Genomic DNA, 14,485 nt, shown 5'->3' on the forward strand with positions numbered 1-14,485 from the left:
AGCCGGAGGTACAGGAGTTCCTGGTGCAGATGGTACAGCAGATATTGATGGCATCATTCAAATGTATATTGATTACGAAACAGGAATTGTTTATGTAAGAGATCCTAAGGACCCTTCAAAATGGATTACTTTAAGTGGTAATGGTCCTAAAGGAGATAAAGGAGATGACGGAAAAGCATTCACTTTTAATGACTTTACCTTAGATCAATTGGCAGGATTAAAAGGAGCTGATGGAGCAAACGGAAAGGATTTTGAATTTGGAGATTTCACACCAGAGCAATTAGCAGGATTAAAAGGAGCTGATGGAGCAAACGGAAAAGATTTTGAATTTGGAGATTTCACACCAGAGCAATTAGCAGGAATAAAAGGAGCTGATGGAGCAAACGGAAAGGATTTTGAATTTGGAGATTTCACACCAGAGCAATTGGCAGGATTAAAAGGAGCTGATGGAGCAAACGGAAAAGATTTTGAATTTGGAGATTTCACACCAGAGCAATTGGCAGGATTAAAAGGAGCTGATGGAGCAAACGGAAAAGATTTTGAATTTGGAGATTTCACACCAGAGCAATTATCAGGATTAAAAGGAGCTGATGGAGCAAACGGAAAAGATTTTGAATTTGGAGATTTCACATCAGATCAATTAGCAGGTTTAAAAGGAGCTCAAGGAGAAAAAGGAGAACCAGGACCAGCAGGTTTACCTCCTACATCAGGCGCAGGTACAATAACAGGTACAGGTTTAATTACAGTTACAAATGGTGCGAATAATGCCTTTAAAGACAGTGAGTTTAGTCTAAGAGGAGGTCAATCTGGGCAAATTTTGCAAACATATAATGAGACCCCTATTTGGAGAGATAAAGACGAGATAATTCAAGAACCATGGTTTAGTACAACAACTAAACTTGGAGCGACATCTAATAAAGAGAGTATTTATACCGATGGTTGGGTAGGAATTGGTTATGACACTCCATCTGGTAAGGTTGGTGAGAAGCTAAGAGTAAATGGATCTGTTACAACCGTTCATAGTACTTATGCCGATTATGTATTTGAAGATTACTTCCAGGGATTCTCTGATATTAAAGTAGATTATAAATTTAAAAAACTTGCAGAGATAGAGGATTATATTAAAACCTTTAAACACCTGCCTGGTATAACACCAATTAATGAATTGGAAAAAACAGCTGAAGGATATTCATTTAACATGTCAGAATTATCAATCCAATTATTGGAAAAAACAGAGGAAATTTACTTGCATATTATAGAACAAAACAATGCAATTATAGCTAAAGACAGAGAAATTGAAAAAATGAATGAACGTTTAGAAAGATTAGAAAAACTAATTCTAGCGAACAGTAATTCTAATAAATAGACATCTTTGAATTTAAATTAGAAAAAAACACCTCTTTTATGAAAAGTATAACTGAGGTGTTTTATTTAATTTGTCACATTTAAGATTAACACTTTAAATTAAAAAGTATGACCAAAATTTATTTAAAAATAATGATAATACTATTATTTTTTGGTATTGGTACACTTAACGCACAAACGATAAACACAGGAGAAATCGCTATCCTGTCTGGGACAGAATTTGCAACAGTTGCAGATTTTGATAATAAGCCAACTGGAGATTTTATTAATGATGGACAATTTATTGTTTATTCAAACTATAATAATGATGGCTTAGTAACCTTTAGTCCGAAAGTAACTTCTGGATTAACCTATTTTAAAGGCTCGAATATAGCTCAGGTTATCTCTGGTAAAGAGTTAAGTGAATTTAATAATGTAAGGTTTGAAAACAGAATGGTTCAGCCTGCATTTTTATTATCAACAGCAATTAGCATTTATGGCGTTTCCGATTTTTATAAAGGAATTGTTTCCAATAATGATACTCAAGGTACAGTTGTTTTTGAAGCAAATGCTACCCACGTAAATACAAGCGATGATAGTTATATTGATGGATATGTAGTACGTAATGGAAAAAATGAGTTCCAAAAACCTATTGGTGATGGAGGTTATTTTAGGCCATCTGCTATAAATGTGACTAGCTCGTCTAAAAATTTATTTAGAGGTAAATATCTATTTGAGAATTCAGATGCATTACGTCCTCATGCGCAAAAAGAGGAGCTGATTACATTAATTAATGCCAATGAACATTGGGAGTTCGAAAGTAATCAAGCAACAGTAGATGTAGCATTAACGTTAACTTGGCATGATGACACAACACCAAACGAATTGATTAAGGAAGATTCAGATTCGTCCTTGGCTATTGTAAGATGGGATGATGTCGAATCAAAATGGAAACTTTACGCTTCGGCTGTTGATAGACAAGAACAAACCGTGACAGCAGTAGTAGATAATTCGGGGATCTATACTTTGGCAAAAGTTAGAGTACCAATTGTAGATGATATTGTTATTTACAATGCTGTATCTCCTAATGATGATGGGTTTAATGATTACTTCAATATTACAGGATTAGAAAAATTCCCAGATAACTCATTGGAAATATACAACCGATATGGGGTAAAAGTATTTGAAACTACTAATTATGGAGCTAATGAAAATTGGTTCAGAGGAATATCCGAAGGAAGAGTTACTGTAAGTAGGGGTGAGGGATTACCAAGCGGAACGTACTTTTATATTCTAAAAATTAAAATGTCTAGTGGAACTTATAAAGATAAGGCGGGCTATCTTTATATAAGCAATGACTAATAAAAAAAATAAAATGTATGAAAACAATTAACAAGTTAATGATATTAGCAATAGTGTTAGTATTAAATGCATGTGGTACTACAGCTAAATTTCCAGTTTCTAAAATTGCTCCAGCTGCAGAAATAGTAGTCAAAAAGAAAATGGATGCTCACAAAAATATAAATATAGAATTGACAGCAAAACATTTAACAAGTCCAGATAGGTTAAGCCCTCCTGGGAAAAACTATAATTTATGGATTGTAACCAAAGATGAAAATATTAAAAATGTGGGGCAATTAAATATAAAGAATGCCAAAAAATCAAAATTTAAAACAACTACAGCATTTGATTTTAATGAAATATTTATAACGGTTGAAAATCGAGGAAACTTAATGAAACCTACAGGCACAGAAATTTGCAGAACAAAAATTTAAAAAATATGGAAAGAAAAAACTTTTTTTTAAAAGTCCATTATAAAGTCTAAGTTTTTTGATAATGGTTTCTTTTTATATAACAGTTCCCAAAAAGGACTGCTATTATTTAGTTATGTAATTACAAAAGTGAAGGTGAAAAGCTTTAAAATAATTCATCGTTGTATTCATGATAATTTTATTTAGCACTTTGAAATATAGATTTTATACAGTGAGGAAAGACAATTTAATTATTTAGGAACATACATAACTTATTTAAATAAAAACTTTTCTTTTATGCATAAAAGTAATTCAATAAAACACGTTAAAAATTATATCCAGGAATAGTGAAATAGGGCTTGAACTAGGATTTAGTTACTAATAATACTCAAAAGTATTTAAAGATTCAATAGAGATGAAAATAGAGATGAACATTAGATTAGCATTTGTATTAATTGGAATGAGTGTACTGTCTCATGCACAGACAGGTATTGGAACTGTTGATCCTGACAGTTCAGCGCAATTAGATATTTCTTCGACAGAAAAAGGTTTGCTTTTGCCAAGGTTAGCGCTGGTTAAAACAACAGAGCAGACCCCTGTCTTAGATCCAGCCACAAGTTTAGTTGTTTATAATACAGTAACTAAAAATGATGTTTTTCCTGGTTTTTACTTTTGGGATGGAAAAAAATGGATTAGAGTAGGGAGAAGTGATGAAACTTTAAAAGGCGAAGATGGAAATGGAATTTTATCTGCAGAAATTAATCCATCAACAGGGCATCTTATCATTACTTATACCAATGGAGCGATAGTTGATGCGGGTCAGGCAAAAGGAAATGATGGAGAACGAGGTCCCGCTGGCTCAGCTCCTATTGCAGGAAATGGTAGCATGAATGGTACAAATCTAATTACTGTTTCTAATGGAAATAATAATGCATTTAAAGATACTGATATTAGTTTAACACCAGGAAACGATGGACAAGTATTGCAAACCATTAATTCAAGGCCAGTATGGGTAGATACATCTTTTATTGGTGGTGATAATTTAGGAAATCATGTAGCAACAATGGATTTAAATATGGGTAGTAATGATATTAATGCAGCAAGGAATGTAAATGTTAGTGAAAAAATGTCTACTCAAAAAATGGCAATTACTATGGGGACTGATAATTTCTCCCCAGTACCAGGTTATGTAGCTACAGCTGCTGATAAATTTGGTAATGTAGTTTGGAAACCACTACTTAATAGAGATATAGTACCTTCAGATGTAGGAACTGTTATTGCTATCAATGGTAAGCTCGAAGTGGCGGAGGAAATTACAGCATTGATGACTTCTAATTTCAGCATGTCAGCTCTTAATGAAGGGAGTATTCCTTATACTATTGGTAATATAATGAACGTAATTATTGATAATAATAGCTCTTTTCGGTCAAATTATTATAGTAATAACTTCTCAATTAAGGCTGATGGAATTTATATGGTTACGATGAATATACAAATTACTCTAGGGGGAGGAAATGCAGTTATTGGTATATGGTGTGATAGTGATCGCAAATGGATAGCGCGTAATGATCAATATATAGATGGAAATGCATTCATCACTTTATTAACTGCTGTATCCTTAGAAAAAAACAAAACATATTCTTTCAGAGGAGGAGGTACAAAAAGTATGACTATTAAAGCATTGAGTTCTGGATTTACAGGTTCTGGGCCAATTAGTTTCTTTTCTGTAAAAAGATTAAGGTAATCTATATGGGTGTATTTATTTCGTATAGTAGCTTCGTTCGAATTGCAAAAGTGGTACTGCCTGTAGAAACATAGATTTTATGTGTAAAAAAGAGTGTTCTTTTATACTACTACTACTACTACTACTACTACTACTACTACTACTACTACTACTACTACTACTACTACTACTACTACTACTACTACTCGTGCAAATTCTAGAAGATGACTTATTAACAAAGGGGGATTTGCTTGCGGAAAAAAAAAATATTTTAGTACTACATATGTTTATAATGATAAAGGTTTTTAATTAAAAATATAATAAATGAAAATTGAGTATTTGCCTTTGTTTTCTTAGAGAGTGTCCCTTAAGATAATAATATTTTTTTGCTGATTTTATAGTTTAATATGACAGTCCTAAAAAAGAGGCTGTAGCGACTCATGAATAAAAACGAATGAGAAATAGTAAATACTCTCCAAAACAATAGTACAATTGTAAGGACTAAAAAAACAGTATTTGCGTTTAGTGAAACACAATCGATTATGAAAAAAACTAACTTTTTAATGTTATTAATGACATTTATTATGCTTTGTATATCAACCCAAGCATTATCGCAAGATGAGGGAACTGGTATAGGTACTTTAAACCCACATCCTAGCGCAGCACTGGATGTGGTAAATACTAAAGCAGGGGTTTTAATCCCAAGGATGGATGTAAATCAGAAAAATGCAATTGCATCACCGGCCACAGGTTTATTGGTTTATGATACAACAAGCCAATGTATTTCGCAGAATACAGGAACGCCCACAGTACCAGTATGGGTATGTTTATCGGCGAAAGACAAGCAAAATAGTTTTTTTTATATGCCATCTATGGCTATTGATGCCTCAAAAGTAGGGGAGGCAACACCATTAGATTTGTATGCAGAATATAAAAAACAGTTTAATACCCCGGCTGCGCGAAGTCTAAATGCACCAAGCTCAATTCCTTATTTCCCAAAAGCGACCGATTTGTATTACTACATTTCTCAGTATGATAAAAGTGTTATTCAGATGGACGCTATTAGCGAAGAAGGGAAAATGTCCTATAAAATTATAAAAGAGGCTAAGTACGCCTCATTTATGAATGTTGTATTTGTAATAAAATAAAACGTATAAATAATGAAAAAAAAAATATGTTTTTTGCTAACTGTTTGGATTATGCTTCCCTTAAATATGGATGCTCAAAAGGAATTGAACTGGTGGTATTTTGGATATAAAGCAGGTTTAAATTTTAATGAGACACAAACAGTAAACTCTTCGAACGGTTTATCTACTGTGTTACCTATAGCGAAGGCAGGCCCAGTCTATACGTTTGAAGGGGGATTTAGTTTGTCAGATAATAAAGGTAATCTTTTAATGTCTTCTGATGGAAAAACAGTATATAATAAGAAAAATGAGGTTATGACTAATGGAACTGGATTACTTGGTCATGATTCAGCTACACAGTCAGGTATAGTTATTCCTGCGCCAAAAAATCCTAATAAATTTTATGTGGTTACTGTAGATGCAGATTATGGACGTAATGGACTTCGATATTCTGTAATAAATATTAATGTAAGTAATCCGAATGACTTAGGATCAGTCGAAATAGCCACCAAAAACACAGTATTAAATGGGTCTAGCTATGAGAACATCGTAGCACTTGCACATAACAATGGGACAGATTATTGGATTGTGAACCGTACATCTGAATTTTTTTATGTATGGTTATTAACGGCCAGTGGATTTACGAAAGTTCCGCAAACGTATAAAGTACCACCACTATCCTATGATATTCCTTATTGGCTAGGGGAAATATTTGCATCTGTAGACAATACAAAGCTAATTTCTTTTAATTTTGGAGGAAAGGAGATTATTTCTTCTTATTTTGATTCATCGACAGGAGTGATATCCGAAATTCAAGTGTTAGAAATTGCTGGCGCTCCATATGGAGGTAGTTTCGCTGCTAATGGCAATTATTTATATTACACAACATTAGATAAGGAGAATTCTTATTTGTCAGAGTCTCATAATATTAAATGGGATGATTTAAGGCTAGGGAATACTGCCTCGACATTGCTGTATAAAGGTATCTCCAATTTGCGCTTAGCTTCTGATAAGAGAATATATGGAATCCGGGTTCATACTAAAAATTTGTATGTCATTATGAATCCCGATGAAGGAGGTACAGATGTTAGATTGTTCGAGAATTACCTTACAAATACGGCAGGATTAGGCTTGCCAACTTTTGGGAGCTCTTTTTTTTCTGTTAAAGGTAAAGGAATGCCTTTTTCCTGTGCAGGTTATGAAACTAAATTGGCTTTAACAGTATCGATTCGTGAAGTAGATACACCCACAAGATTAGTGTGGGATTTTGGTGACGGATCAGAAGTTAAAGAGCAAGAATTTAAAGTTGGAATTACCAACTATAACATGGATCATCGCTTTGAAAATTCAGGATTACATAAAGTAACCGTTACACCTTATAAAGGAACAAGCGCTTTTACCGCTTCTTCCTTTGAAACGAATATAATCGATTGTAGTATAAAAACAAATCGTATGATTCGCCATGAGTTATTAAATAGGAGCGAATTAGAAATAAAGAAATAATATCATGATTGAAAAACTAGTATTTAAACTTAGTATTTTTTGCTTGCTTTTTCTTGTGGATTTCCAAGGATATAGTCAGGTAGGTATTTTAACCGACACACCAGATATAAGTAGCGTCTTAGATATCAGTAGTACGGATAAGGGATTACTTATTCCCAGGTTAACCAACGCCGAAAAATGGGCAATCGCTAATCCTGCGCATAGTCTTTTGGTTTTTGACACTGATGAAAACTCAGTATCTCAAAATATTGGTACGGAGCAAGCTCCTGTATGGAATAATTTGACACTATTTAATAAACAGTCATTTTATATGCCATCAATCGATATAGCGACAGAAACTCTAAGGGCTACCAAAACTATCGATTTGTTTATGGAATATAAAAATCAATTTAAGGATCCGATGTTTAAGAGTGTTGGTGCACCAGCTTCAATACCACATTATACATCTGCCTATGATTTGTTTTATTATATTACGTACTATGATCCTGAATTAATTGCGATAAATAGCATTAGCAATCAAGGAGTTCTTAGTTACACTATACTTAAAAAAGCAAATTACGATTCCTATGTTAATATCATATTTGTAGTAAGATAATTAAGGATTGTGTATTTATTAGCTATTGATTAAAAAACTACCTAAAAACAAATTCGTTTTTAGGTAGTTTTTTTTTGGATAAAAAGAATCAGGATTTTGTGTTATGATTAATTCTTGTTTAATATAAATGAAAGATACTGTATTTGTCTTGCTTTTTTTGGTGTTACCTTAATCACAATACCTTTTTATGTTGTTTTTATGGGTTAATGTGGTATTTTAAGAGAGTAGCGCTGTTATAATTTTGCCATGAGACAAAATATATTAAGAAATAATATATACTCTCAAAAATAATACTGTAGAGTTTTAAAAAAAATAATATAGTATTTGAATTTAATTAAATCAAGTCATGAAAAAGATTAACTTTTTAACGTTGTTGCTTATATTTTTAACATTTTCTATTTCTCCAGTAGTATTTTCGCAAGGTACGGGTATAGGGACAAAATTCGCTGATTCAAGTGCAGCTCTAGATGTGGTAAACACCAACGCAGGAGTTTTAATTCCTAGAATTTCTAATGTTGCCACAAGTATTCCTAAACCAGCAAATGGATTATTGGTATACGATCTGGATAAACAGTGTTTAAGTCAGAATACGGGAACTCCAAATGCTCCAAACTGGGTTGCTATTAGTGGGAATGTTGTTAAATTTTTTTACATGCCATCAGTAGCCTTGGATATTACCAAACCTACAGGTAATTCATATGATTTATTCGATATTTATAAAAAACAATTTTCTACGCCTAGAGTAATGAGTGCAGGTGCTCCAGCGGCAATTCCATTTTTTGCAGAGTCTACCGATTTATATTACTACATAACACATTATAGCGATCTTATCTTTCACAATGTGAAAGTAAGTTCAGAAGGAATCTTAACATACGATGTAAATCTTGATGCACTAACCAATAGTGATAGGAGTGATTTTATGAATATTGTATTGGTAGTTAAATAAACTTAATATGCGTATGAGACTTATTAAAAACAATTACAAGAGCAAAGAGTTGTGTTTTTTATTTTTTGCTTTTATTTTTTTTATCACCGCAACAAATATTTACGGGCAGGAGAGGGATTGCCCTAATGATTTTGATTGTGACGCAATTATTGATGCTTTTGATGTCGATGATGATAATGATGGAATCTATGATCATATAGAATCTCCTACTTGTTTTTACTTGGATAAAACAATACATGAAACGGGAGACCGAAGAAGCATGGTGGATGTAAGTACTACATTGACGTATAGTTCAGGTCCAATCGATTTACTGATAGATGGTATATCAATTGTAACAAACGGTATCAATATAGCTGGGTATACATCATTTAAAGATATGGAAATAGTTAGATTGACTTCTAAATTTTCTGCTGGTATAGCATATTCATCTATTACATTTCATTTAAATGCAGTAAATTTTTTCAACAGGAATAAAGTCGTGCTGCAAGGATCGCAAGATGGGGTGATATGGACCGATTTAACAGAGAAAACAGCTCCAAATAATGCAGTTGTTGTTACAATTCCTGTTACCCAAAATTTAGGATACTATAAGATATACCGTTTAATGGGAATTTCAGGAGTTTCAGGTGGTTTTGTAGCTATTAATGAAATTACTTGTACGATAGGGGAGTATATACCTTCATTATATCCAAAAACAATTTGTGATGGAGAAGATTTCGATAGAGATGGTCAACCAAATCATCAGGATTGGGATGCCGATGGTGATTTTTGTAACGATGTACTGGAAGCTGGTTTTCAAGACCCCGATAGAGATGGAATGTTAGGCAGTGGCTCAGTCATAGTAGATCAATATGGTGCTGTAACTTCGGATAGGGGATACATAACAGCCAATAATCTTTACTATTTAGATGCTACAATGAATGTATGTGCAGTAGATGGAATACCTGTAGATGAAAATTCACATTGTCTTAGTATAAATACTATTGCAAATGATTATGGACTGATACAGTCTATATACCATTCCAGTATTGTACGTACTAAAACAGGGTTTGCAGTATTTGGCGAATATGCAACAGCTAGTGGAAGAGATCATGTGACAAGTCCAACAGATATCATCCCAGACAATGGGTATAAATATGAAGGAACAATTCTTGCAGCAACACTGGGAGGAGTTGGGGGAACGATACAGCCAAACCAGTTTTTTGTTTTATCTACAGTAGGACTTTATACATGGGGGAGAAAAGGAGGAACTTGTATTCCAGATTCTTGGACTACATCTGGAGCTTTTCAGAAGATAAATCTACCAGTAGGTATCTTACCTAGTATGATAAAATATATGACTGCAAATTTTGGTAGCTTGGCTCTCTTAACAAAATCTGGGGATGTTTACGTTGCAGGTAATTTCCCAGAAGTATATGGGGACGGAAGTATCATAAAAGATGGTCTTTGGCATAAAAGTGATATAGGTAATGTTAAATCTATTAAAATAAATGGTCGTGGCCAAGCTATGGCATTAACGCAACAGGGAGAGTTATATACTTGGGGACCAGATGTTTTATTAGGAAATGGTATTAAAGGTCAAGATTTATTGCGACCAACAAAAATGACATCTCCAATTGCCACTACAGGAGTTAAAATGATTGCATTCTCATTTGGAGGGATTGCTACATATTATGTATTAGGTAATGATAAAAGAGTATATTCATTAGGAGGAAATGCTGACGGACAATTAGGAATTGGTAGTGCTACCAATCAATTGAGCTGGCAAATAGTAAAAAATGCAGTAGGTAACGGTTATCTGGAGAATATTAAATTTATCAACGCTACCCATCATGATTCGACCCGAGGAGCTGTTGGAGCTATTACCAGAACAGGGATATTATATTTATGGGGTAAAAATGACAAAAATCGGTTAGGAATATCTGGATTATCAGTTTATTTACCAAGTATGCCTAGAGGGATTACTCGGGCTGCTAATGATATTATTTATGTGGAACTTGGTGGGGGTGGAACTCCAGTAATAGATGAAAAACTAGGTGAGTTTGGGTATGTAGGAGATAAGATAAACGGAAGTATGGGAGTTCCATCATCAGGTTCTAACTTAGATAGCTATGATTTTATAGATACTCCATTAATAGATTTTTGTAATCTTATAACGGGAGGTCGTAAGGCAACTGAAATCTTGATTAATCCAATGAATATTAATTCTAAGCCTGACAAAGAATAAGGCGTTATACACACTGCTTTAAAATAAACATTGCTTTGCTATAAAGATGCCGTCTCATAATTTGAGACGGTTTTTTATTTTATACTCACATGCAATAATTCCTTCGAAGAGTTAATGCTGCTTTTTGATGACAATAGGTCTTAAGGCAGACATGCCTGCATCAAACAGTTTGTAAATGATTTAGTATTTGTAGTGCTAATCTATAAACAGTGTATTCTACTTTAAGGAAGCCATTACTTAAATCAAAATACACCATTTTTTGGTTGATTGTATTACCATAAATTAACTATCCGTAAGTTTTTCGATTATTATATAACTTTTTATGTTGTTTTTATGGTTTTGTGTGGGGGAGGTAGTAAGTAGAACAGATTTAATTTTGCATTTAGGCTTTACCATTAAAATCTTAATTAAAGAACGTAAAGTTAATTTACATAAAGTAAGTATAATAATACTAGTTGTAGATTATCTAATATTCAGAATAATGAATTACAACATAAGTAAATTATTTGATTTTAATTAATAGAAAAGTAATTATACAGGGATTTAGAGCTAGTAAAATAAATTAATGATTGATGTTCCTATGATCATATTAACCCATAAAATTAGATTTTATCGTGAAAAAAAATACTTATAAAAAGCATAATTATTTTAAAATCATACTTTTTGTTTTCTTGTTTCTTATAACTTTTCAAATTAGGGCTGAATATCCTTTTTCTGAGAGGTTTAAAAACTCGACTGTTACAGGAATATTTTTTAATGGGACTCCCAAAGATTTTTTGACAGGAAGAGCTGGATATAATGCTGCTGACGGTTTGGGATATTTAAGATTAACTAGTAATCATAAATATCAAAGGGAGGTTTCTGGGTTAGATAGTTATATTTTTCCTTCTGTTTCAAGCCAAACAGGGCTTAAATTCATTAATAATGATTGTTTTCCTAACCAAGTATTGAATTTCATAGTGGATCCTATACCAGATTCTATTGTGACATCTGTAAATATTTGTAAAGGAGAAACAGGTTCGTTAACTGTAACACCAACATTATATGTAAATAAGGTGATGCCAGCTATAACACATACAACAATTAATGCAGTTGGAATAAAGGATAGTGGTGTTTCGGGAGCAAATGGTTTGCCTAAAGGAGTGTCTGCTGTCTGGGAAGAAGATAAAATTACAATTGTAGGTACTCCAATTGTTTCAGGTGTTTTTAATTATAAAATACCATTAATTGGAGATTGCGGGGATATTTATGCAGAAGGAAGAATAGTCGTGAATTCTTCACTAGATATTACTTTGATACCAGTAAGTATATGTAAGGGAGATAGTAAATCATTATCTGGATCAATTACAGCACGTTCAGTTACGACATTTATGGGTTTATGGAATACTGATGCGGGGCCTCGTGCTTTTGTACCGTTTGCAACAAAGGATGATATGTATACATGTAAATTTTCTGACAGAGGAAAAAACGTGTACACTGCAACAAAATTCACAGTAAGTGTTTCGGGAGTTTACAAATTTATAATGGAGGACAGATCTGATTACAACGGATCAGCATATATTTATACAGGAGATTTTACACCAGGCTACTGTGATAGAGGTGGGCAATGGATAGTAGGAGTTAGTAATCCAGATCGAACTTTAAATGAACCAGAATTTTCAGCAAATTTGGATCCTGGAGTTGAGTACACTTTGATATCTGTTTTGACTCCATATGTTGGAGACACTAACATGTGGGATTATAAATGGACAGTTGAACCTCCTAGAGGAGGAAAATTTCTTTTAGATCCTTTAATTTATTGGTATAAATCAAAAACGGGAGGAGATCCCATTGGTTCGGGGTCACCTTTTAATCCTGTCGGTGCAAAAGGCTCTGGTTTGGTAAATACAAATACACCCGGTACTACTACTTATTATGCATCTGATGTATCTGATAGAGATTCTCCTAGAGTTCCAGTTGATTTTGTAATTAAAGAAGATCCTATTGCAGGAGTTCCTAGTATAAAACCAACATTATATATAAATAAGGTGATGCCAGCTATAACTCATACAACAATTAATGCAGTTGGAATAAAGGATAGTGGTGTTTCGGGAGCAAATGGTTTGCCTAAAGGAGTGTCTGCTGTCTGTGAGGAAGATAAAATTACAATTGTAGGTACTCCAATTGTTTCAGGTGTTTTTAATTATAAAATACCATTAATTGGAGGTTGCGGGGATATTTATGCAGAAGGAACAATAATCGTGAACTATAGACGAAAAATTGATGTGGTACCAGTAAGTATGTGTAAGGGAGGTAGTGATTTATTATCCGCATCAACAACAGCACGTTCTGTTACGACATTTATGGGTTTATGGAATCTAGATACAGATCCCCGTGCTTTTGTACCGTCTGCAACAAAGGATGATATGTACACATGTAAATTTTATAACAGAGGAAGAAACCCGTACACTGCAACAAAATTTACAGTAAGTGTTTCGGGAGTTTACAAATTTATAATGGAAGACAGATCTAATTATAGTGGATCTGCATATATTTTTACAGGAGATTTTACACCAGGCTACTGTGATAGAGGTGGGCAATGGATAGTAGGAGTTAGTAATCCAGATCAAACTTTAAATGAACCAGAATTTTCAGCAAATTTGGATCCTGGAGTTGAGTACACTTTGATATCTGTTTTGACTCCACATGATGGAGAGACTAACGTGTGGGATTATAAATGGACAGTTGAACCTCCTACAGGAGGAGAATTTCTTTTAGATCCTTTAATTTATTGGTATAAATCAGAAACGGGAGGAGAGCACATTGGTTCGGGGCCATCTTTTAATCCTGTCGGTGTAAAAGGCTCTGGTTTGGTAAATACAAATACACCTGGTACTACTACTTATTATGTATCTGATGGAGATTCTCCTAGAACTCCAGTTGATTTTGTAATTAAAGAAGATGTTGTTGCTGGAGTAGCTAGTAGTAGACCTATTCTATGCGGAAATGATAAGTTGACTGATATAACACATACTACAATAGATGCTGTTGGTATAAAGAATGATGGTGATAATGGTGCAAATGGTTTGCCAGATGGAGTACAAGCTACTTGGGAGGCAAATACAATTACAATTTCAGGTAACCCAAGAGAGTTGGGAGTTTATAATTATAAAATCCCATTAATTGGTGGGTGTGGAAATGTCTTTGCAGAAGGAAGGATAACAATATCAGAAGTAAGCGGTAAATTACAGAATCAGGTCAATGTAAGCTGTAAAGGCGAAGCAACAGGA

General features: G+C 33.6%; 9 protein-coding genes and 1 pseudogene. All 10 read left to right on the forward strand.

Annotated elements, in window-relative coordinates:
- Positions 1-1,366: pseudogene (locus OIU80_RS20260) on the forward strand (hypothetical protein); the annotation flags it as partial.
- A 107-nt stretch (positions 1,367-1,473) separates the two neighbouring features.
- The gene (locus OIU80_RS20265) at positions 1,474-2,706 is read left to right on the forward strand and encodes a gliding motility-associated C-terminal domain-containing protein (protein WP_264288789.1); all 1,233 of its coding nucleotides are present in this window, start codon (positions 1,474-1,476) and stop codon (positions 2,704-2,706) included.
- Between the two features lie 17 nt (positions 2,707-2,723).
- Complete coding sequence (locus OIU80_RS20270; protein WP_264288790.1) at positions 2,724-3,119, forward strand: hypothetical protein; 396 nt, start codon at positions 2,724-2,726, stop codon at positions 3,117-3,119.
- A 391-nt stretch (positions 3,120-3,510) separates the two neighbouring features.
- Positions 3,511-4,839 carry a hypothetical protein gene (locus tag OIU80_RS20275; RefSeq protein ID WP_264288791.1) on the forward strand — a complete coding sequence of 443 codons (1,329 nt, stop codon included), beginning with the start codon at positions 3,511-3,513 and terminating at the stop codon, positions 4,837-4,839.
- 521 nt (positions 4,840-5,360) lie between these two features.
- Entirely contained in the window at positions 5,361-5,966 is a 606-nt protein-coding gene (locus tag OIU80_RS20280) for a hypothetical protein (protein ID WP_264288792.1), read from the forward strand.
- Between the two features lie 12 nt (positions 5,967-5,978).
- Positions 5,979-7,448, forward strand: a complete 1,470-nt coding sequence (locus OIU80_RS20285; protein WP_264288793.1) for a beta-propeller domain-containing protein — start codon at positions 5,979-5,981, stop codon at positions 7,446-7,448.
- A gap of 4 nt (positions 7,449-7,452) precedes the next feature.
- Positions 7,453-8,043, forward strand: coding sequence for a hypothetical protein (locus tag OIU80_RS20290; RefSeq protein ID WP_264288794.1), 591 nt, complete (start codon positions 7,453-7,455; stop codon positions 8,041-8,043).
- A 346-nt stretch (positions 8,044-8,389) separates the two neighbouring features.
- On the forward strand, positions 8,390-8,989 hold the full coding sequence (locus OIU80_RS20295) for a hypothetical protein (protein WP_264288795.1): 600 nt from the start codon (positions 8,390-8,392) through the stop codon (positions 8,987-8,989).
- Between the two features lie 13 nt (positions 8,990-9,002).
- Positions 9,003-11,216 carry an RCC1 domain-containing protein gene (locus OIU80_RS20300; RefSeq protein WP_264288796.1) on the forward strand — a complete coding sequence of 738 codons (2,214 nt, stop codon included), beginning with the start codon at positions 9,003-9,005 and terminating at the stop codon, positions 11,214-11,216.
- Positions 11,217-11,830: 614 nt separating this feature from the next.
- Positions 11,831-14,485, forward strand: a 2,655-nt coding sequence (locus tag OIU80_RS20305; protein ID WP_264288797.1) for a hypothetical protein, incomplete at its 3' end; no start/stop codon positions are given.

It is taken from the genome of Flavobacterium frigoritolerans, from assembly GCF_025847275.1.
Taxonomy (GTDB): Bacteria; Bacteroidota; Bacteroidia; order Flavobacteriales; family Flavobacteriaceae; genus Flavobacterium; species Flavobacterium frigoritolerans.